The sequence below is a fragment of the Shewanella halifaxensis HAW-EB4 genome (genome assembly GCF_000019185.1).
Taxonomy (GTDB): Bacteria; Pseudomonadota; Gammaproteobacteria; order Enterobacterales; family Shewanellaceae; genus Shewanella; species Shewanella halifaxensis.
Map to the genome: position 1 here is coordinate 2,317,127 of NC_010334.1, position 20,121 is coordinate 2,337,247.

Consider the following 20,121-nt stretch of genomic DNA (forward strand, 5'->3'; position numbering starts at 1 on the left):
TTTATTCCTTTTCCTGCAATTGTGCTTGAGCTTTTTTTGCTTTTGCCTTGGCGACTGCAGCAGCGATGCGGGCTTTTTTAGCATCTTCAGCTGACAGGGTTTCGGTAGGCATTGTCTCAGCAAGCTCTGGCTCGACCGACTCAGTTACTGAAGTATCAGTGTTAAAGGTTTGAGCATCTGTGGTTTCAGTATCCGCGTTTTGAGCATCTGTGGTTTCCGTATGAGCGGTTTGACTAGGTTGAAGCTCAGCGCCTTGAGACTGCTTTTTAGCCTTGGCTTTAGCAACTGCAGCGGCGATGCGGGCTTTTTTTGCTTCATCAGCCGAGCCCGTGATAGAAGCCTCGATTACAGAGGTATCAGAGTCGGTTTTCTCGCTAACATCCGTGGCTGTGTCAACCTCGCCGTTAAGCTGCAGTACTGCGTCATCGTTTTTGGCTGCTAGTGATGCCTTCTTGGCTTTCGCGCGCGCAATTGCTGCCGCGACTTGTGCTTTCTTGTCAGTGACAGTGGTATCGGCAGCTGCAGGATTAATCTCCGCTTTAGCATCGGCCTCATGCGAGCCAGCTTGCGCCGCTTTCTTCGCTTTAGCACGGGCAATAGCCGCGGCAATTTGGGCTTTTTTATCGGAAACGGGAGTATCGGCAGCTGCAGCATTTAATTCCACTTTAGCATCGGCCTCAGTCGAACCTGCTTGCGCCGTCTTCTTCGCTTTAGCACGGGCAATCGCAGCGGCTACTTGAGCCTTCTTATCAGTAGCGGGTTGCGCGTCAGTTGTTGAAGCGGTATCAACCGGAGTGCTTGTATTGCTTTTCTTAGCTTTAGCTCGGGCAATCGCTGCTGCAACTTGTGATTTCTTATCGTCTGCAGTTGCTGTTGTCTCAGCTTGCTGGCTTTCGGCAGCTTTCTTAGCCTTGATACGCGCCATCGCTTCAGCCACAGCGTCTCGATCGCCGCTAGACATCGTCGTCTTACGTCGCTCAGCCGCTTCTTTGGCTTTGGCCTCACGCGCCAGTTTTTCTTCTTCTAAGCGCTGTAGTCTTGCTTCAAAACGCTGTTTAGCAAAGTCGGCTTGTTTCTTTTCTTCGGTTTGAGTGCGTATAGCCGATTTAGCGATACGGTAATACTCGACCAGTGGGATATCGCTTGGACATACGAAACTACAGCAACCACATTCGATGCAATCGTGTAGGTTAAAGCTAGCAGCCTTATCGTACTCCTCGGCTTTTGCATGCCAAAACAGTTGCTGTGGTAATAAAAGAGCAGGGCAGGCAACTGCGCACTCTCCACAGCGAATACAGGGTTTCTCTACCGTGTCATCAGCTATCTCTTCATTACTTGGAAGGAGTATGCAGTTGGTTCCCTTCAAAACAGGAGCCTGTACGTTAGGTAATGCATACCCCATCATTGGGCCACCAATAATGACTTTGTCGTTAGCTAAGTCACCACTAAAACCAAGCGTGTTGAGAATGTGCTTTATTGGCGTACCGACTGGCATCCAATAGTTACCCGGCGTTTGACTGTTTAGACCCGTTACGGTTACCACTCGGCTAGTTAGTGCATGGCCATTAATGACAGCATCATGAATAGCGTAAGCCGTACCGACGTTTTGCACTAACATGCCAAGTTGAGCAGGAATGGAGCCCGATGGCACCTCTTGTCCAGTTAAGATCTGAATTAACTGTTTCTCACCACCCGATGGGTACTTGGTGGGAACAGCAGTGATCCTGGCGCTATCTGTTGCTAACTCGCTGCGATTAAGCGCATGTTGCATGGCCTCAATCGCTTCGGGTTTGTTATCTTCGATGGCGATAATGATCCGCTTTGGCTTGAGCAGCTTCTGGATAATTGCAATGCCCGAAAGGATCTCATCGCTATGCTCACGCATCAGGCGATCGTCTGAGGTGATATAGGGTTCGCACTCGATACCGTTGATAATAACCAGCTCGATATCACTGGCGGGGCTAAGCTTGATGTGGGTTGGAAAAGCGGCTCCACCTAGTCCTGCGATACCAGCTTGTTGAATTTTGGCTAAAATATCCTGATTGCTCAAAGTGCCAACTTCGGAAGAGATAAGTTCTACCGATGCATCTAGACCGTCTGGCTCGATAACACAACTCAGTACCGCAATGCCTGATGCATGGTTGCTTGGCATCGGTTGAATCTGGGTGATAAAACCTGACGTCGGCGCATGTACTGGACTGTAAGCGAAACTTGTTCCCTTAGTCAGGCTTTGACCTTTTAGGACGCGATCGCCTACTTTAACCGTGAGCAGCGCACTGTCACCAACTTGTGTCAGTGGCAAAATGTATTGGCTTGCCAGTGGCAGTTGTCCAATTCGGCTCTTGTTAGATAATGCTTTTAATTCAGGAGGGTGAACGCCACCATGTGAGCGCCAAAGCGTTCCTTTATCAATTTGCTCTAATAAAGTTAACACGGCTTATCCTCTTGCAACTGTTTTACGGGGATGGCATTAAGCTGCCAATCCCAAGTCTTGGTGGTTTGTGCTACGGGTAGCATATCAATACAATCGACTGGGCAAGGCGCAACGCACAGATCGCAACCGGTACAATAGTCAGTAATGACGGTGTGCATTAACTTACCAGAGCCCAGAATGGCATCGACAGGGCAGGCTTGGATACACTTGGTACAGCCGATACACTCATCTTCACGAATGAAGGCGACTTTCTTTACTTGCACTTCATCGGTTGCATTGAGAGGTTCAGGATCGACTCCCATCAGATCGGCGAGTTTCTCCATGGTGGCCGTACCACCTGGTGGGCACTTATTGATCTTGTCGCCATTGGCGATGGCTTCGGCATAAGGGCGACAGCCGGGGTAACCACATTGACCACATTGTGTTTGTGGCAATAATGCTTCAACTTGGTCTGTGAGTGGGTTACCTTCAACTTTAAATTTTTCTGCGGCAAATCCCAGTAAAATACCAAAGACTAGCGCGAGTATTGTTAGTACAACAATAGCGATGACAATACCTGACATGTTTATTTAACCAATCCTGTGAATCCCATAAAGGCTAGGGACATAAGTCCTGCTGTAACCATTGCAATTGCGCCACCCTTGAAAGGTGTGGGCACATCGGCTGCGGCGAGGCGCTCTCTCATTGCAGAGAAAAGAACCAGAACCAGTGAAAAGCCCACGGCAGCACCGAATCCAAAAATGGCAGACTCAATAAACCCATGTTTTTCATTGATATTAAGCAGAGCAACACCTAAGACGGCGCAGTTAGTAGTGATTAGCGGTAAGTAAATGCCTAACGCTCGATGCAAAGAAGCACTGGTTTTTTGAACCAACATTTCGGTGAACTGTACCACAACAGCAATCACTAAAATAAAGCTCATCGTGCGCAGATAGCCTAAGTCAAACGGCAGTAAAAGATACTGATTGACTAAGTAACTAAGAATTGAGGCTAAAGTTAGGACAAAAGTCGTGGCCATCGACATTCCAATGGCAGACTCAAGCTTACTAGACACCCCCATAAATGGGCATAGACCAAGAAATTTTACTAATACGAAATTATTGACTAGCACTGTGCCAATCAATAACAGGAGATATTCACTCATCTCGATTCAATTTTTTTAGACAGAATTAAGGCTATTATCAGCTTTTCCTTAGGTATTAACAACACATAGAAAGCATGGATAAAAAGTTTGCCTTATAAGTGAGCAATTTCAGGCCAGACTTTTCAATTTATCTTCTTGCATAAAGGGGGTTGGTTGCGCGATATAGTAGCCCTGTAACCCATCGACAAGCAGTTGCTCCATAATCAGTTGGTCTTCTTGTTTCTCTACACCAGTTGCTATCACTCGAATGCTGAGCTTTCTGGCGATATCGATAATCATTTTTACAAAGAATTTATTATGTGGGTCTTGGCTGATCCCTTGGGTATAACTATGATCTAGTTTGATAAAGTCAGGTCGAACCTCTTTAAAAAATTTAAACGAGGTAAACCCCAATCCAAAACGCTCAATCGATATACGTGAGCCAACACTATGTAGTTCATTTATAAAGTGATAAGTCGCACTCAGATTTGTTTGCATTCCTGATTCATTGACCTCAAAAACTAATCGTGCAGCAATTTGCCTCTGTCTAGTTAAGATATTTTTCAGCCAAGCGACAAAAGCTTTATTGGTGGCAGATGCAGGGCTAATATTGATCCCGATAAGTCCGCTTAGGTTAGGGTAATCAAGCAGTATACGCATCGTGTTAAGCACGACGAGTTTGTCTATTTCTTCGCTCATGCCATGACGCTCTGCCATGGCAATAACTGTGGTCGTTGGTAATAATTTGCCTTGGCTATTATAAAAGCGAGACAGCAACTCTCGGTAGGATTCAACATCGTTTCGGCAAGGACGTATAGCTTGTACATAAAATTTTATCGCTTTACGTCGTAACAGGTCGTTAATTGCGACTTTCCAACGACTCTCTCCAAAAAGTTCTCCTCCCGTTAGTTTTTCCTGAACATGATAACTGTTGGGCCCTAGGGTTTGTGCGATACTGACTGCGGTATCCGATAGGGTCATTAAAGAGACAGGATCACTATCTTGAAGGTAGGGCACTAGGCCAATATGAGCAATCGATGCAGTGCCAACTTGTTGTTGATACACGATAAATGCCGTCTTGATCCCTTCGGCAATTGTTACGGCTTGTTTGATACTTAGCTCGGCAATAACGATGGCGAAATCGGCTGTAGAGATCCTATAACACAGGGCATGAGGCTTATCATTAAATGCGCGTCTAATCTCGTGAGCAATACGTGCAAGGTAATCATCACCGGCCTTTCTTCCGTGCATCTGATTAATCGTGGTTAGCTCTGTGGCTCTAATGACCACTAAAATGCCTTGCTCTTTTCGTTCGATTTTACCAATTTCATCGAGCTTTTCTGTAAACAGAGCTCGAGTAGCAAAACCTGTTATCGGATCTTGAAACGCAGTTTTGCTCAGTTTTTCATGGGCAGCGTCAAACTCATCTATCTTAGCTTTTAAACGCTGTTTACTTTTCTCAAGCATCAATCCTATGCCTTTATATTCGCCTTTAATGCGGGACTGTTCAATTGCGTCGAAAGAGAGGTTGGCTAAGTTTTCAATGTACACTGAAATATAATGAATGCTTTTGCGTTGTCTCATGGATAACAGTAAGTGAGTGAGACTAATTAAGAGAAAAGTAGTCCAAATAATCATTAGGTGATTTTTAAATTGAGCGACAGTGTGATCTATAGCGAGTACGTTAGACAGTTTGACTTGTAGTCGCCCGGCATCTAAAGCTTGAGTGTGAGGAGATTCTAGGGTGAATAGTTCAGTTAGGTCAGCTTTATCTTTAGGGACGAGTAGCCCCTTGGTGAAATTATTACTGCTATCCGATTTATCGATGTATTGGAAGAATTGAAAGTTATAATCTTGTTTGAGCGTGTTATAGAGAGCTTCACCACTGCCTTGCCATTGTTTGTGTTGCTTAATGTGACTGGCGTATTGATTGAGCGTTATGTCAGCCTGGGCTATTAAACTTTGTCTTTCATGTTGGTAACTTAAAAAAGTAAGCCCTGAAAAAAGTAAAAATAAAAACAACTGGAAAAGTTTAGAGGTTGTCATAAAGAGTCCGTTCGACGCGGTCAATAACTCGTAATATTGAGTTACGCTGGTTTAATTGGATGTATTATAAACAGGTTTATTCTTGAATTGCAGTGGATTTTTACTTGAAACAGTATTGAAATTATAAGCAGGTGAGGTGTGTTATTAAAAGGTTGGCTCCCCAGACTGGACTCGAACCAGTGACATACGGATTAACAGTCCGCCGTTCTACCAACTGAACTACAGGGGAATCGAAAAAAACCTTTCAAACATTAGAACTTTATTAAAGTGGCTCCCCAGACTGGACTCGAACCAGTGACATACGGATTAACAGTCCGCCGTTCTACCAACTGAACTACAGGGGAATCGAATTACTTTAATTTGTACTTCATTTAATAATAAGTGGCTCCCCAGACTGGACTCGAACCAGTGACATACGGATTAACAGTCCGCCGTTCTACCAACTGAACTACAGGGGAATCGAATTACTTTAATTTGTACTTTAATTTGTACTTTAATTTGTACTTTATTTAATAAAAGTGGCTCCCCAGACTGGACTCGAACCAGTGACATACGGATTAACAGTCCGCCGTTCTACCAACTGAACTACAGGGGAATCGCAATACTTTTATTAACACTAAAAATGGCTCCCCAGACTGGACTCGAACCAGTGACATACGGATTAACAGTCCGCCGTTCTACCAACTGAACTACAGGGGAATTGCTATTTTTAGTTTGATAATACTCTATTTCTATAAAAAGTGGCTCCCCAGACTGGACTCGAACCAGTGACATACGGATTAACAGTCCGCCGTTCTACCAACTGAACTACAGGGGAATTACTTTTTATTTCAATTAGATAATTATCTAATTTAACTTAACTTGGCTCCCCAGACTGGACTCGAACCAGTGACATACGGATTAACAGTCCGCCGTTCTACCAACTGAACTACAGGGGAAGCGTTTAAGTTACGTCTCGTTGAAGACGGAGCGCATATTAAATCGCTCTTACAATTGAGTCAACTCGACAAGGGAAAAAAAGTGAAATTATACGCTTAAGCGCTCACCTAATGTGCATTATGACGATCAATACAGCATTTTTGTTAAAATATGACCAGCCAGAATGCAAGTCTATGAGTTAATCGTGGTTTTCGATTGACTGATTGTGGGGGCAGACATTCAAATTGGGATAATCAACAGGCAAGAAATTACAAATGTAGGAAACTTACAGCACTTCGCTTTACCTTGCTCAACTCTCACCGAGAGCTTAAACCCCCATAGTGACTAGTGTTGCGAGAGTTATCCACTAAATCTGTGGATAAGCCTGTGGGTTAAGTGCAAAAATCAACGGCAAATGCCTATGGATAGGGCGTTGAGGTTAAAATGAGCTAATTTAGAGAACGTTTTTTTTAACTAATAAAAACAATGTGATGAAAAAAGCAACAGTTAGTTTGATCTGGCTTTGAAAATGTTACTTAGTTGTAACCCTGTTGTGGGGCAAACTTGTGAATTAAAGTGCCAATTCTACTGGTGTTGACGCAAGCGTTAGCCCTTGGGGACGCATTTTGCCGACGTAACAAAATTTCATTTCACTATATTCCACGTAGAGCAAGTTATTAGTGACTTAGCCCAGAGAAATGTGGCTATGGAAGGGGACTGATTAACTAAGGCTTGCGATAAAATACTTTCAGCTCAGCTTTGCGAACAGGTTTTGACAGGATTAACTTGAGTGTCGTCTGAACTCTATTTTGTATCAAAAATGGAGTCGAACAAAAACTAGTCTAGAAAGTTAAGCAGTTAATAGCCGAATTAGGGTAAAATAATTGCTCATTTTTCGAGGGAAGTATCTGAGTGTCAAAATCTGTATTTCAATTAGAGTCTATGTATAAGCCTGCAGGCGATCAGCCCACAGCGATTAATAAGCTTGTGGATGGGTTAGAGTCAGGCGTTGCTTGCCAAACATTACTAGGTGTTACGGGCTCAGGTAAAACCTTTACGATTGCCAACGTTATCGAAAAAATGTCGCGCCCAACGATTATCATGGCACCCAATAAGACCCTTGCTGCACAGCTTTATGGAGAGATGAAAGAATTCTTTCCTCATAATGCTGTTGAGTATTTTGTTTCTTACTATGACTATTATCAGCCTGAGGCTTACGTTCCTTCAACAGGCACATTCATTGAAAAAGATGCATCGGTTAATGCACACATTGAGCAGATGCGACTCTCTGCGACGAAAGCACTGTTAGAACGAAAAGACGTTGTACTTATCGCCTCTGTTTCCGCTATTTACGGCTTGGGCGATCCAAAAGCGTATATGAAGATGCTGTTACACCTTCGAGAAGGTGGCAATATGGAGCAGCGCGATATCTTAAAACGCCTGAGTGAGCTGCAATACACCCGTAATGATATTGAGCTCCAGCGCGGCACCTATCGAGTTCGCGGCGAAGTCATCGACATATTTCCGGCAGATTCAGACAAAAATGCCATCAGAATCGAGCTTTTTGATGACGAGATAGAACGTTTGAGCCTGTTTGACCCGTTAACGGGTCACATTGTAAAGCGAATAGCTCGAATTACGGTTTATCCTAAGAGCCATTATGTGACGCCTCGTGAGTCCATTTTAGCGGCGACAGAAGAGATTAAAGAAGAATTAAGAGAGCGTAAAAAACAGCTCCTCGATTTGAATAAGCTCATCGAAGAGCAACGTATTACAGAGCGGGTTCAGTATGATCTCGAGATGATGACAGAGCTTGGCTATTGTTCAGGTATTGAGAACTATTCCCGATACCTGTCGGGGCGAGCTTCTGGCGATGGCCCCCCAACCTTGTTAGATTATCTGCCTGAAGATGGTTTACTTATCATCGATGAGTCCCATGTGACGGTACCGCAAATTGGCGCCATGTATAAAGGCGATCGCTCGCGCAAGATGAACTTGGTTGAGTACGGTTTTCGTTTGCCGTCAGCGCTTGATAACCGCCCATTGAAATTCGAGGAGTTCGAAGCGTTAATGCCCCAAAGCATTTTTGTTTCTGCGACTCCTAGCGCTTATGAGATCGAGAAGTCAGATGGTGAAATAGCCGAGCAGGTCGTTAGGCCAACGGGCTTACTTGATCCCGAGATTGAAGTCAGGCCTGTGAGTACTCAGGTGGACGATCTGTTATCAGAGATTGGCAAACGTGTGGCTGTGAATGAGCGCGTACTGGTGACGACCTTAACTAAGCGAATGTCAGAGGATTTGACCGAATACCTCGATGAGCACGGCGTAAAGGTCAGGTACTTGCATTCAGACATCGACACAGTTGAGCGTGTTGAGATCATTAGAGACTTACGATTAGGTGTCTTTGATGTACTGATCGGCATTAACTTGCTACGAGAAGGCTTAGACATGCCTGAAGTGTCTTTGGTGTGTATTCTCGATGCAGATAAAGAGGGCTTCTTACGATCAGAGCGTTCGCTTATTCAGACGATTGGCCGCGCGGCACGTAATGTAAACGGCAAGGTGATTTTATACGGGGACCGTATTACTAAGTCGATGGACAAGGCGATCACAGAGACAAATCGCCGTCGTGAGATGCAGCATCAGCATAACCTTGATAATGGCATCATTCCTAAAGGAGTGATTAAAAAGATCACCGATGTTATGGATGTTGGCGATCATGAATATGTGGATAGCGAACGAGGCGTTGCAGAGATAGAGGGGGAATATCATGTGGCTAAACCCGCTGATATTAGCCATGACATTGATAGGCTAGAAAAGCAGATGCATGAACACGCTAAAAATCTTGAATTTGAAGAGGCCGCTGCGATCCGTGACAAAGTCGGTCGTCTAAGAGAGCAATTCATTAAGGCCTAGCTTTTAAAAGAGTCGTTTTTAGGCGTAGTTTTTAACACATAGCTTGTTAAGGCCTAGTTTATTAAGACGTTAAAAAGGAGAGCAAAGTAAAACTTAGCTCTCCTTTTTTATGCATCTTTTGCTCGTAATATTTAGTTTGTTTTTTTAGCTTGTTTTTTTAGCTGCTGCCAAGCAAGGTAAACCGATACACACACTAAACCACTGATAAGCCCGACTAAATGAGCCTCTGTCGCGACTCTAGCGTTAATTAGTTGGGTCATCTCGCTGCTTGCACCAAAGTATTGCTCATAGGCGACTTTTAAGATCACTCCTAACAACAATAGATAACCTGTGCGGTAGCCTTGGCGAATATCGAGTACAGCACCAAAGGCGAATAGACCATGTAGCATGCCGCTCAAACCCACATAACCAATCAATGTAGGATAAAAAATTAGCAGTCCGAGCCCTTGCATCAGGCATAGGGTAAAAAACAGTAAGCCAAGCCCTTTAGCACGATAATGTTGCTCATGTAAGGCCAATATCACCCAAAAACCCGCGAGGTTCATGTATAGATGCCAAGCATTAGTGTGCAATAAATTTCCGCTGAACAGTCTCCACCACTCACCATCGATGATTAAATATCTCTGGTAGGCGAGCAGCGAATCGAGTTGCAGATAAAAAAGACTAATGCAAATAATTGTAATGATAAGCGCAAATGTATAGGGGCTGTTGGCCCCCATTTTTAGTTTTCGCATTTAGCCGAGAGTCTTGCTTGTATCGCTTCTTTGTCTGCAAGGTACTCTTCAAGACCGCGTTTTCGAAGTAGACACGCCGGGCAGGTACCGCAACCGTCGCCTTTAATGCCGTTATAGCAGGTTAAGGTTTCATTACGTACAAGCTCCAAGCTATCAAACTTGTCTGCAAGAGCCCATGTCTCGGCCTTGTCTAGCCACATCAGCGGAGTCTGAATGGTGAGTTTTTTATCCATACCTTGTTCAAGAGCGGCTTGCATGGCTTTAACAAAGTCATTGCGGCAATCTGGGTAGCCTGAAAAATCAGTCTCGCATACGCCAGTTATCACAGTATCGGCACCCAGCTGGTAGGCATAAATGCCAGCTAAAGTCAGAAACAGTATATTTCTGCCAGGTACAAAGGTGTTGGGCAGGCCATTATCCATCAACTCGTTGGAAACAGGAATTGAATCACGAGTTAGTGCGGATATAGCTAACTCGTTGAGCAAGGTGACATCCATTACTTTGTGGCTAGCGAGCTTGAGGTTTGTGGCTAACTCTTTTGCTATTTCAATCTCTTCTCTATGTCGTTGCCCATAATCGAATGTGATCCCGTGAACCTCATCAAATTGTTGGAGGGCCTGAATGAGACAGGTTGTCGAATCTTGACCACCACTAAAAACTACAACGGCTTTTGACATAATAAACTTTTAATCTAGTAATAAATAAGAGCTATTAGTTTAGCGCAGCCGTGAATGCTTTTAAACTACTTGCGACTCACGTTAAAATCCTCTATAAAGTGCCCCGGTTAACCAAGAGGTAAGATAATGAAATATCCAGTGAATGAAGTATTTGAAACAATTCAAGGTGAGGGGACTTTTACGGGAGTACCAGCCGTTTTTGTTAGACTTCAGGGCTGCCCTGTTGGTTGCTCTTGGTGTGACACTAAGCAGACGTGGGAATTGCTAGAGGCAAATCACGTTGCTAAAGAGCTTGTGATCCAAGTTGACGGTACTATCGGCCGTTGGTCGGAGCTTAGCGCTGAAGAATTGGTTAATGCCTTTAAAGATAAAGGCTTTAATGCAAAACATATCGTGATCACAGGTGGTGAACCTTGTTTATATGATTTGACAGAGTTAACTCAATATCTTCATAGCCAAGGTTACCAAACGCAGATTGAAACCAGTGGTACGTTTGATGTGCTTTGTCACGCAGATACTTGGGTGACAGTATCACCTAAGGTCAATATGAAAGGTGGTTATAAAGTACTTGCCCAAGCGCTAAACCGGGCCAATGAGATTAAACACCCGATAGCAACTCAAAATCACATTGATGAGCTTGATGAGCTGTTGGAAGGTATCGACTTAACCGATAAAACGGTTTGCTTGCAGCCTATTAGTCAAAAGGCCCGTGCGACAGAGTTGGCAATGTCTACCTGTATCGCACGTAACTGGCGCTTATCGATTCAAACGCATAAATATTTAGATATCGATTAACAAAATCGACAATGTTTTATGAAAAAGCCCTTGGATTTAATTATCTCAAGGGCTTTTCTGTATCACTACTGATGAGCTAGTTACTTATCGTTATACTCACTTGGCTCTTGGGCAATGTAATACACTCGTCTCGCTAAATTGGCTTAACGCTTCAGTATAAGGTGTTAGATCGCCGATATTATCTTTAATCCAATCCGCGTTGTAATAGGTGTCTAGGTAGCGCTCACCCGAGTCGCAAATGAGGGTCACAATCGAGCCTGTTTCGCCTCTAGCGGCCATTTCGCTGGCTAACTGCAACGCACCATACAGGTTTGTACCTGTAGAGGCGCCCGTCTTGCGGCCAATAATCTTCTCTAACCAATTAATTGTTGCGACAGAGGCGGGATCTGGGATCTTACGCATCTCATCCACAACACCAGGAATAAAGGACGGTTCGGCGCGAGGTCTGCCAATGCCCTCTATCTTACTGCCATTGCTGCAAGTCACGTTCTTATCGCCGGTATTGAAATAATCGAAGAAAACAGAGTTTTCAGGATCGACAACACAAAGCTTAGTCGTCAGTCGTTGATAGCGAATATAACGACCAATCGTAGCCGAAGTGCCGCCAGTACCAGGGCTCATAACAATCCAAGTAGGGATTGAATGTTGCTCTTTTTCCATCTGGTTAAAGATAGAGTTGGCGATATTGTTGTTACCGCGCCAATCTGTAGCACGCTCGGCATAGGTAAACTGATCCATATAGTGACCATCTAACTCTTGTGCTAAGCGTTCTGATTCAGCATAAATTTTACAGGAATGGTCGACAAAATGGCATTGACCGCCATAAAACTCAATTTGCTGAACTTTCTTTTTTGCCGTGGTGCTTGGCATGACAGCGATAAATGGTAATCCAAGTAATCTTGCAAAATAGGCTTCAGATACTGCAGTGCTGCCAGAAGAAGACTCAATAACGGTGGTACCTTCCTTAATCCAGCCATTACAAAGCGCATACAGAAATAAAGAGCGAGCGAGGCGGTGCTTTAAACTTCCAGTAGGGTGGGTACTTTCATCTTTAAGATAAATATCAATACCAGTTAGGCTTGGAGTCTCTAGCTTAATTAAATGAGTGTCTGCACTTCGTTGAAAGTCAGCTTCAATCTTTTCGATTGCTTGATTTACCCAAGAATTAGTCACTTGTTTGCCTCTGATTAAACAATAAGCCTAAATCATAGAGAAAAGTGAGCTAGATTGGTAGTGACAAGCGTATAAGAATAGTTTGTTCATTAGCTGTAAACTGTTGATTGGTAGTAGTTTGTAAAAAGTTGAGCTGGCGTGAGTTACAATTGAGAAGGTGTTTGGGAGTTATCAACATTTATTGGAATGTTTTGAAAACGAGTGAGCAGAGCTAATACGGACTTGGCAGTAGGAATGGGATTTAGCTGAGAATAAGAAGTGGTGGAGGGAGAAGGATTCGAACCTTCGAAGGCTGAGCCGTCAGATTTACAGTCTGATCCCTTTGGCCACTCGGGAACCCCTCCACATTTTCTTACTTCATCTTACGCACAATATTGGCCTATTGTGTTTATTGCTTTTACTTCATCTTTCTACTTCAAAAATGCTAATACAAAAAAATTAGCGAATTAAGAAGTGGTGGAGGGAGAAGGATTCGAACCTTCGAAGGCTGAGCCGTCAGATTTACAGTCTGATCCCTTTGGCCACTCGGGAACCCCTCCACATTGTCTTACTTCATCTTACGCACAATATTGGCCTATTGTGTTTATTGCTTTTACTTCATCTTTCTACTTCAAAAATGCTAATGCCTAAAAAGGTTAGCGAGTTAAGAAGTGGTGGAGGGAGAAGGATTCGAACCTTCGAAGGCTGAGCCGTCAGATTTACAGTCTGATCCCTTTGGCCACTCGGGAACCCCTCCACATTGTCTTACTTCATCTTGCACACAATATTGGCCTATTGTGTTTGTTACATTTTTACAGCTTACGTCAACTTATAGAAATGGTGGAGGGAGAAGGATTCGAACCTTCGAAGGCTGAGCCGTCAGATTTACAGTCTGATCCCTTTGGCCACTCGGGAACCCCTCCACGAATATCTTTCTACAAGTTGTGCGCAAATGGTGGAGGGAGAAGGATTCGAACCTTCGAAGGCTGAGCCGTCAGATTTACAGTCTGATCCCTTTGGCCACTCGGGAACCCCTCCTCAATTGCGGCGGCAATAGTAGTCAGAATTTTTTCTGCTGTAAAGCTTAAATATGAAATAACCGCAAAGTATTTGACTGTTTGTTCAATTAACTTTCAACGGCTTGTTTTAGCGGTTTATTCTTGTTCGATATGGCGAGAAATTAGCGCTTATCTCAATGAGTGAACAATCGGGCGCTGCTTAAACATACTATTGACTCACATTAACTTTACACTAAATCTGGCCAATGACGTTTATGTATGAGCTATGAGCTTAAAACATTAAATAAAACCTAAAGTATTCGTTTGAACGGTCGATTAACTTACAACGAGTTGTTTTGTAGGTTTATTTTTGTTCAAAATGAGTATTTCGCAGCTAGAAAGTGCATTAATCAATGAATCTCAGTTAGGTTCGAGACTCAACCATGCCGTTGGTTCTAACCGACGGGGTGAGTTTGGTCTATTGCTTTCTATGCTATCGGAAGATGCGCGTGATATGGCCCAGTTTCAGACTGCGGCTCACCTTAGCCATGATTTGCGAATCAAATTCGAGCTTCCGGCGCCACAGACGTTAATTGGACAACTCGATGATGACATAATGGTGACAGATAACAGCTTAGTCCACCAACAAAGCGGCGCCACGGCTTTTCGTTTAGCGAATACGCTCAATGAAGAGGCTTTGGTTATTCGCTGCAAAGAGTCGTTAGCGATGCAGGAGGTGCTGGCTAACTGTGCTCTGTCTGTTCGTCAGCGCTATGGCCAAGTGTCGGTAGCACCCAAAGTGGAACTCACCCATTTTGTCGATCAATTGGTCATGCAGCGTCAAATGGGTGAATTAATCGCCCAAGCTTGAAGATGAGTCTGCTTTATTTTGAATTGCTGATATATAATCAACCATTCAAATGATCCATTGTGAGACACATTAAGATGAAAAATATTCAAAAGGCACAATCAGATTTAGTTAATGATACCTGTAATGACTGTGGTAGCTTCGTCGATGTTGGCGCAATTATCGATGAACACGATACGGTACTTGAGCTGGAATTAAGCGGTGATAACTGTGAGCAATTGGCAAACGAAGTGATTGAAAAGGCGCAGCAGCGTTTTGAAGGTGTGACTTTTGAAAAGCAGCTACAAGGCCAAGACGCAAAAGTTAGCATAACATTCTCTTTTAGTGCAGAAAAAATGATATTTCAGTTAGAAAATGGTCTATAAAATAGCCTAGAATAGCTTGCTGAAAATAGATTAACTCGTGTAGCCTTGTACCCTATAAAAATATAATTTTTGCTTTAATTTTTAAAGCCATTGGTAGACGCTTTGTTTACCTCATTAGGATAACGTGTGAAGAAGCATCAATTTCAGCAATTGTTGGAGTACATTGTTAATTCAGAAGCAAAGCAGTTAGGCGATTTTAAAGCGACTGCGCAAATTGCAGCTGAATTGCTCTCTCAGCAGATTAATGTTTCAAGTGTCGTGGTTTCTGCGTTATCAGCAGAAACCAATACATTAGAGCAAATTACACGCTTATGCTTGGGCGTTAATACATCTTCTGCCAGCGTTATTCGTCCAAATCCCGGATCTTGTACCAACTTTATTCACCAACTCAAAGATGAACGCCATATTTCTGCTGAGTTCTGTGGTGACGATAGTCGTCTAGTCGAGCTTAAACCGTATTACCAGGCGCTGGGGATTATATCGGTTTTGGAAGTGGCTATTCGAATCAACGGGCATCTAGAGGGCATTTTAAGTCTAGAGCGCACCGAAGCGACAGAGCCATGGCACGATAGTGAAGTGCAACTTTGCTCACAAGTCGCAGATCAGCTCGCATTAACCCTAGCAACGCAATATGGCTATGAAAAAGATGAACGACTAACGCTATTTTTATCTGCTGCAGAGCAGTCAGATCAAATTATGATGGTGGTTAATCTAGCTTCAGACTGTATTGAGTACGTTAATAAGGCGCACGCGGATTTAACTAAGGTACCTAGGGAACGAGTATTAGGACGACAGGTACAATCTCTAGATTTTTTTAGACAGTATCCTACGTTGGCAGCGCTTGTGTTAAAGAAGGCTCGCATTGGAGAGACCTCTGAAGAAGAGGTAAACCTCGTTCGTCATGATGGTTCACCCTATTGGATGCGTTTCTCTGTAAAACGTTTTATCTCCGAACGAGGTAATCATTTCGCATTAGTTAATGCTGAAGACTGCACAGAACAGCACAATCATCAAAGTGAATTATTACGTTTAGCATGGCGCTGTGGGCTGACAGGCTTGTATAACCGCACTCACTTTAGCCAAGTGCTAGAGAAGGCACAGAAAGGGCACTTAGTGCTTATCGATCTACGTGAGTTTAAGCGCTTCAACGATACTTATGGTCACGCCAACGGCGATATCATGTTAATTGAAGTCGCGAGACGAATGCGCCATTTTGCTGAAGCTCACCAGATCTCAGAAGTCGCACGGATAGGTAGCGATGAGTTTGGTATTTTATTTGAAAATGAAGAAGATGAAATATTCATTGAGCATGCAACCGAACGATTATATAAACAGCTTGAAGTCCCTATAACCATAGGTATTGAGCAGATAGAGCCTAAACCAGCCCTAGCTCGGGTCGACCTCGCGTCAATAGAGCAACAATTCTCCCTCCTAACTTGTGCCGATATCGCACTTCAATACGCCAAAAATAAGCAGGGTAATGCCATTCAGGTATTTAACTCGGCGTTGCTTAATGCGTTTAAGGAAGATGCACAAATCGAAAGGGATTTGGCTGTTGCGATAAAAGGCCGACAATTTGAACTCTACTATCAACCGTTAAAAGACTTAAAGAAACAGTCCTATATCGGTGCTGAAGCATTAATTCGTTGGCACCATCCAAAGAAAGGGGTGCTTTATCCTGGGGCTTTTATTGATATTGCAGAGCAAACAGGACTGATTAATGATATCGGCTCGTGGGTGTTAGAGGCGGCGTGTAAACAACTTAACCTATGGCAACGGCATCAGATTGATATTTCGATGCACGTGAATGTATCTGCGAGGCAATTTTTTAGTGGTACCCTATTTGAGCAGGTGTGGGAACTCGTCACTCGATACCGCTTAAAACCCCATAGTTTGATCCTTGAAATAACCGAAACAGAGTTAATGGAAGATATTCGCTCTGCGACCAATTTGTGTCATGAGCTGGCCGCCCTAGGTGTTGGGCTCGCTATCGATGATTTTGGTACCGGTTATAGTTCTATGCGATACCTGAAGCAATTTCCTATTAGTAAACTAAAAATTGACCGCTCTTTTATATCTGACCTGTCAGTGAGCCATGAAAGTCGTGAAATTGTCAGTGCGATAATTGCTATGGCGTCGGCATTAAATATTTCGCTTACCGCAGAAGGGGTGGAAACGAAAGAGCAGGAGCATTTTTTAGCCGAGCACTCGTGTCACCAAGCGCAGGGCTTCTTATACAGCCCAGCGTTAAGAGTCTCTGAATTTGGCCAATTCTTAGAAAAATCAGCCTCAATTCATTAAGAGTGGGTTACTTACCGCAGCACTGCTTAAATTTCTTACCACTGTGGCAGATACACTTATCATTTCGCTTAGGAAAGACCGCAGCTTTTTGCTCACCTTGAGTGTAATACCACTTTTCATCCTGCTTGATAAAATCTGAGCATTCATGAATGGCATCTAGCTCATTATCTAATTGATACCAAGCCTGAAAGGTTACACTTCCCTCATTACCGTCCTGATGACTTGAGCAAACTTCTAACCCTAACCACTGAGGTAATGGCTCTTGCGCAAGATTTTGCGCTGTCAACCCATTTAAATAATCAAGATGGTGGGTTTCAATCAAATAATCATATCGTTCTAGATAAAAAGCACTAAATCGAGAACGCATTAATTGCTCGGGGGTAAGTGCAATTTGAATTTTTAGGTGAAGTGGCTGGCAACAATCTTGATAAGTCGCCCCAGAACAACAGGGGCAAAGGCTTTCGGCTGCAAAATTAAGGTTTGTCATGGTAACTTATTATTGATTGTTGGAAGGTGAGTTTTGGCTCAGTGCAGGAAATTGGCGACCATAATAAAGGTTTGGGCTTGGTTTAGCATTATAATAAAATGACGCTTCGGCGCGGTTATTGGTATCGACAGTTAAATACCACTTGCCGTCACTTTTCTTCTTGGATACACCAACAAACTTACCTGCAAACTCACTGGTCGGTTCACCATTATCGATCGGTGGATGAAAACGAATAAGGTAATAACCGATATCTGTAGCACTCGTACCTTCGATGTTGCGCTCGATGACTCTGAAGTCGACTTCAATCCTGGCATTTTTATGCTTAATTTTGCCAAAAAAAGTTTGGTACAACGCAACAATTTTATCGCGACCTAAGGTGATCTCTTTATCTTGTCCCTCGGGGATGTAGCAGGCGTCTTCTGAGTAGATAGACTTCATGATAGTGGCATCAAGCTCATTAAAGGCTTCACTAAAATGGCCATAGACGGCATTAAGCGCCTCATTATCGTCTGCTACGGCAACTTGAAGGAGACTAAAATAAAAGATACTGATTAATGTCAGTGCAGTTGTGACTTTTTTAAGCATGTAATAGGGCAAAATAATAATATAATACTATCACTATAATAGATGGTTACTGTGAACTAAAGTACTAGATCTTTACAAGATGTGTAGAGCTGTAAGTCAGTATCTACATCTTCACTCGCCTATTGAGTGTGATACGAGAATTAAAGCTAATGGGAGTACTTATGGGTGAAGAGGAAATGACCCTTTTTCTTCAAGAGATGAGTGGTGTTCAGCCCCTTAAGCATAATACCAATGCAACTATTGCTGAACAGACGGTATCGACACAGGCTCAAAATGCTCGGCGTAAACAGCTTGAAATGAGCGAGCAACTCGCTAAGTTAACGACCGACATCAATGCGATTGAGCCTATTGCATCAGACGCTATTATCGAATTTAAACGAGATGGTGTGCAAGATGCGGTATTTCAACGCTTCAGCCGTGGTGGCTACCCGATTAAACATGAGATCCTGCTGCATCAACTAAAAGTACAGCAGGCGCGGGAAGCACTCTATAACGAGATCCAAAAGAGTCGACAAAAGGGCGAAAGAAGTATTCTGGTTATTCATGGTAAGGGGGTTAACAGTAAACCTATCCCCGCGCTGATGAAATCCTTTGTGGCAAGCTGGCTTGAGCAGATCGATGAAGTGCTGGCATTTCATAGCGCCCAGGTACACCACGGCGGCACGGGAGCTTTATATGTGATGCTGGCAAAATCGGAGCAGAAACGTATCGAAACCCAAGAGAGCAACCATAAAGGTGTGAATATACGCTAATCTTTTTCAGATTTTAAAAGGCCATCTTACCCTAGGCTAAGATGGCTTTTTGTTTTGTATCGCTAACTATTTCACACAGAGACTTATGGAACTTGAGTTGTAAAGTTGCTGTAGATCCACTCGGAGCGATTAATCTCAATAGAGAGAGCTGCCATGGTCGATTCGGCGTCTTTGATAAATTGTGTGGCTTCTGCCGTCTTATCGACTTTGACTGGTGTGGTTTCAGCTTCTGTTTTAGCAATTAGGGGGAATTTGTTTGACAAAAAGCAAGCGAATGTTTAATTTAAACGAGTGTTTAAAATAGAAATGAAAGGCAACGGAATGGCGAATCGCTCCGATACAAAAACAAGAATACTTGATGCTGCGGAAAAATTATTTGCAGAAAGGGGTTTTTCAGAAACCTCGCTAAGATTAATTACCAGCAAAGCTGAAGTAAACCTTGCATCTGTTAATTACCATTTTGGCTCCAAAAAAGAGCTGATCCGAGCGGTGCTAGCACGTTACCTCGATGTATTTATGCCTGCAGCAGCAGACGCAATTGTTGCGGTGCGCAAAAATAACGCTAACGCATCATTAGACGATATTTTCTCAACTTTAGTTGCACCGCTTCTCGAACTCAATACATTGAGAAATGAAGGCACCACCACATTTCTTCAGCTGTTGGGGCGTGGCTATATCGAAAGCCAAGGGCACCTTCGTTGGTTTATCACCACGCATTATGGCGAGTACCTAGGGCTTTTTGTTAAGGCTGTGGCTGAGAGCGCTCCACATATTCCTCCCGCAGAGATGTTTTGGCGATTACACTTTACCTTAGGTACGGTTGTTTTCACTATGGCGTCAGCCGATGCGCTAACAGAAATTGCAGAAGCTGATTTTGGGGAGCACAATGATATAGAAGCTGTTATTAGAAAAGTCATTCCGTATTTATCTGCCGGGGTATCGGTCCCACTTACTAAGGATGTAATGTAAA

17 protein-coding genes and 12 tRNA genes are annotated in these 20,121 nt (G+C 43.5%); 7 read left to right on the forward strand and 22 right to left on the reverse strand.

Features of this window, described 5'->3' with window-relative positions:
* Position 1 precedes the first annotated feature (1 nt).
* From rsxC to SHAL_RS10045, 11 genes are all read right to left on the reverse strand, one after another.
* Complete coding sequence (rsxC, locus tag SHAL_RS09995) at positions 2-2,434, reverse strand: electron transport complex subunit RsxC (protein WP_012277026.1); 2,433 nt, start codon at positions 2,432-2,434, stop codon at positions 2-4.
* Positions 2,428-2,997, reverse strand: coding sequence for an electron transport complex subunit RsxB (rsxB, locus tag SHAL_RS10000; RefSeq protein ID WP_012277027.1), 570 nt, complete (start codon positions 2,995-2,997; stop codon positions 2,428-2,430). The genes rsxC and rsxB overlap by 7 nt, the downstream gene beginning before the upstream one ends.
* 2 nt (positions 2,998-2,999) lie before the next feature.
* On the reverse strand, positions 3,000-3,578 hold the full coding sequence (rsxA, locus tag SHAL_RS10005; protein WP_012277028.1) for an electron transport complex subunit RsxA: 579 nt from the start codon (positions 3,576-3,578) through the stop codon (positions 3,000-3,002).
* Between the two features lie 108 nt (positions 3,579-3,686).
* Positions 3,687-5,603, reverse strand: a complete 1,917-nt coding sequence (locus SHAL_RS10010; RefSeq protein ID WP_012277029.1) for an EAL domain-containing protein — start codon at positions 5,601-5,603, stop codon at positions 3,687-3,689.
* A gap of 153 nt (positions 5,604-5,756) precedes the next feature.
* Positions 5,757-5,832 (reverse strand) — tRNA-Asn (locus tag SHAL_RS10015).
* A gap of 39 nt (positions 5,833-5,871) precedes the next feature.
* Positions 5,872-5,947 (reverse strand) — tRNA-Asn (locus tag SHAL_RS10020).
* A gap of 38 nt (positions 5,948-5,985) precedes the next feature.
* Positions 5,986-6,061 (reverse strand) — tRNA-Asn (locus SHAL_RS10025).
* Positions 6,062-6,122: 61 nt separating this feature from the next.
* A tRNA-Asn gene (locus SHAL_RS10030) sits at positions 6,123-6,198 on the reverse strand.
* Positions 6,199-6,226: 28 nt separating this feature from the next.
* Positions 6,227-6,302, reverse strand: a tRNA-Asn gene (locus tag SHAL_RS10035).
* 42 nt (positions 6,303-6,344) lie between these two features.
* Positions 6,345-6,420 (reverse strand) — tRNA-Asn (locus tag SHAL_RS10040).
* 45 nt (positions 6,421-6,465) lie between these two features.
* Positions 6,466-6,541: transfer RNA gene (locus SHAL_RS10045), tRNA-Asn, on the reverse strand.
* 892 nt (positions 6,542-7,433) lie between these two features.
* Here SHAL_RS10045 and uvrB point away from each other — a divergent pair.
* The gene (gene uvrB, locus SHAL_RS10050) at positions 7,434-9,437 is read left to right on the forward strand and encodes an excinuclease ABC subunit UvrB (RefSeq protein WP_012277030.1); all 2,004 of its coding nucleotides are present in this window, start codon (positions 7,434-7,436) and stop codon (positions 9,435-9,437) included.
* A 131-nt stretch (positions 9,438-9,568) separates the two neighbouring features.
* Here uvrB and rrtA read toward each other — a convergent pair whose 3' ends face one another.
* Together rrtA and queC are read right to left on the reverse strand one after the other, a co-directional pair.
* A complete protein-coding gene (gene rrtA, locus SHAL_RS10055; RefSeq protein ID WP_012277031.1) occupies positions 9,569-10,171 on the reverse strand; it encodes a rhombosortase in 603 nt (200 codons plus the stop codon).
* Positions 10,159-10,848: a 7-cyano-7-deazaguanine synthase QueC gene (queC, locus tag SHAL_RS10060; protein ID WP_012277032.1), complete on the reverse strand. Its 690-nt coding sequence runs from the start codon at positions 10,846-10,848 to the stop codon at positions 10,159-10,161. The genes rrtA and queC overlap by 13 nt, the downstream gene beginning before the upstream one ends.
* 126 nt (positions 10,849-10,974) lie before the next feature.
* Between queC and queE the strand changes: the two genes are divergently transcribed.
* Positions 10,975-11,643, forward strand: a complete 669-nt coding sequence (gene queE / locus SHAL_RS10065) for a 7-carboxy-7-deazaguanine synthase QueE (RefSeq protein ID WP_012277033.1) — start codon at positions 10,975-10,977, stop codon at positions 11,641-11,643.
* 96 nt (positions 11,644-11,739) lie between these two features.
* Here queE and SHAL_RS10070 read toward each other — a convergent pair whose 3' ends face one another.
* The 6 genes from SHAL_RS10070 to SHAL_RS10095 form a co-directional block, all read right to left on the reverse strand.
* A complete protein-coding gene (locus SHAL_RS10070) occupies positions 11,740-12,816 on the reverse strand; it encodes a PLP-dependent cysteine synthase family protein (protein ID WP_012277034.1) in 1,077 nt (358 codons plus the stop codon).
* A gap of 259 nt (positions 12,817-13,075) precedes the next feature.
* Positions 13,076-13,160: transfer RNA gene (locus tag SHAL_RS10075), tRNA-Tyr, on the reverse strand.
* A gap of 110 nt (positions 13,161-13,270) precedes the next feature.
* Positions 13,271-13,355: transfer RNA gene (locus SHAL_RS10080), tRNA-Tyr, on the reverse strand.
* A gap of 112 nt (positions 13,356-13,467) precedes the next feature.
* Positions 13,468-13,552 (reverse strand) — tRNA-Tyr (locus SHAL_RS10085).
* 81 nt (positions 13,553-13,633) lie between these two features.
* Positions 13,634-13,718: transfer RNA gene (locus SHAL_RS10090), tRNA-Tyr, on the reverse strand.
* Between the two features lie 30 nt (positions 13,719-13,748).
* A tRNA-Tyr gene (locus SHAL_RS10095) sits at positions 13,749-13,833 on the reverse strand.
* A gap of 339 nt (positions 13,834-14,172) precedes the next feature.
* Between SHAL_RS10095 and SHAL_RS10100 the strand changes: the two genes are divergently transcribed.
* The 3 genes from SHAL_RS10100 (at position 14,173) to SHAL_RS10110 (ending at position 17,327) form a co-directional block, all read left to right on the forward strand.
* On the forward strand, positions 14,173-14,664 hold the full coding sequence (locus SHAL_RS10100) for a VC2046/SO_2500 family protein (protein WP_012277035.1): 492 nt from the start codon (positions 14,173-14,175) through the stop codon (positions 14,662-14,664).
* A 74-nt stretch (positions 14,665-14,738) separates the two neighbouring features.
* On the forward strand, positions 14,739-15,026 hold the full coding sequence (locus SHAL_RS10105) for a DUF406 family protein (RefSeq protein ID WP_012277036.1): 288 nt from the start codon (positions 14,739-14,741) through the stop codon (positions 15,024-15,026).
* 126 nt (positions 15,027-15,152) lie between these two features.
* A complete protein-coding gene (locus SHAL_RS10110) occupies positions 15,153-17,327 on the forward strand; it encodes a putative bifunctional diguanylate cyclase/phosphodiesterase (RefSeq protein WP_012277037.1) in 2,175 nt (724 codons plus the stop codon).
* Between the two features lie 7 nt (positions 17,328-17,334).
* Here SHAL_RS10110 and SHAL_RS10115 read toward each other — a convergent pair whose 3' ends face one another.
* Both SHAL_RS10115 and SHAL_RS10120 read right to left on the reverse strand, forming a co-directional pair.
* Complete coding sequence (locus tag SHAL_RS10115; RefSeq protein WP_012277038.1) at positions 17,335-17,814, reverse strand: YchJ family protein; 480 nt, start codon at positions 17,812-17,814, stop codon at positions 17,335-17,337.
* Positions 17,815-17,823: 9 nt separating this feature from the next.
* The gene (locus tag SHAL_RS10120) at positions 17,824-18,399 is read right to left on the reverse strand and encodes a YybH family protein (protein ID WP_012277039.1); all 576 of its coding nucleotides are present in this window, start codon (positions 18,397-18,399) and stop codon (positions 17,824-17,826) included.
* A gap of 161 nt (positions 18,400-18,560) precedes the next feature.
* Here SHAL_RS10120 and smrA point away from each other — a divergent pair, with 161 nt between their 5' ends.
* Positions 18,561-19,151 carry a DNA endonuclease SmrA gene (gene smrA / locus SHAL_RS10125; protein WP_012277040.1) on the forward strand — a complete coding sequence of 197 codons (591 nt, stop codon included), beginning with the start codon at positions 18,561-18,563 and terminating at the stop codon, positions 19,149-19,151.
* A gap of 83 nt (positions 19,152-19,234) precedes the next feature.
* Here the strand turns inward: smrA and SHAL_RS10130 are convergent, their stop codons facing one another.
* A complete protein-coding gene (locus tag SHAL_RS10130; RefSeq protein WP_012277041.1) occupies positions 19,235-19,414 on the reverse strand; it encodes a hypothetical protein in 180 nt (59 codons plus the stop codon).
* 58 nt (positions 19,415-19,472) lie between these two features.
* On the opposite strand from SHAL_RS10130, the gene psrA reads away from it, so the two are divergent.
* On the forward strand, positions 19,473-20,120 hold the full coding sequence (psrA, locus tag SHAL_RS10135; protein ID WP_041415959.1) for a TetR family transcriptional repressor PsrA: 648 nt from the start codon (positions 19,473-19,475) through the stop codon (positions 20,118-20,120).
* The last annotated feature ends 1 nt before the right edge of the window (position 20,121 follow it).

Bases quoted from the DNA above. Each gene is read 5' to 3' on its own strand.
- psrA (WP_041415959.1), top strand. From the start codon at position 19,473: ATGGCGAATCGCTCCGATACAAAAACAAGAATACTTGATGCTGCGGAA.
- queC (WP_012277032.1), bottom strand. From the start codon at position 10,848: ATGTCAAAAGCCGTTGTAGTTTTTAGTGGTGGTCAAGATTCGACAACC.
- queE (WP_012277033.1), top strand. From the start codon at position 10,975: ATGAAATATCCAGTGAATGAAGTATTTGAAACAATTCAAGGTGAGGGG.
- SHAL_RS10115 (WP_012277038.1), bottom strand. From the start codon at position 17,814: ATGACAAACCTTAATTTTGCAGCCGAAAGCCTTTGCCCCTGTTGTTCT.
- SHAL_RS10100 (WP_012277035.1), top strand. From the start codon at position 14,173: ATGAGTATTTCGCAGCTAGAAAGTGCATTAATCAATGAATCTCAGTTA.
- rsxA (WP_012277028.1), bottom strand. From the start codon at position 3,578: ATGAGTGAATATCTCCTGTTATTGATTGGCACAGTGCTAGTCAATAAT.
- smrA (WP_012277040.1), top strand. From the start codon at position 18,561: ATGGGTGAAGAGGAAATGACCCTTTTTCTTCAAGAGATGAGTGGTGTT.
- SHAL_RS10105 (WP_012277036.1), top strand. From the start codon at position 14,739: ATGAAAAATATTCAAAAGGCACAATCAGATTTAGTTAATGATACCTGT.
- rsxB (WP_012277027.1), bottom strand. From the start codon at position 2,997: ATGTCAGGTATTGTCATCGCTATTGTTGTACTAACAATACTCGCGCTA.
- rrtA (WP_012277031.1), bottom strand. From the start codon at position 10,171: ATGCGAAAACTAAAAATGGGGGCCAACAGCCCCTATACATTTGCGCTT.
- SHAL_RS10120 (WP_012277039.1), bottom strand. From the start codon at position 18,399: ATGCTTAAAAAAGTCACAACTGCACTGACATTAATCAGTATCTTTTAT.
- SHAL_RS10010 (WP_012277029.1), bottom strand. From the start codon at position 5,603: ATGACAACCTCTAAACTTTTCCAGTTGTTTTTATTTTTACTTTTTTCA.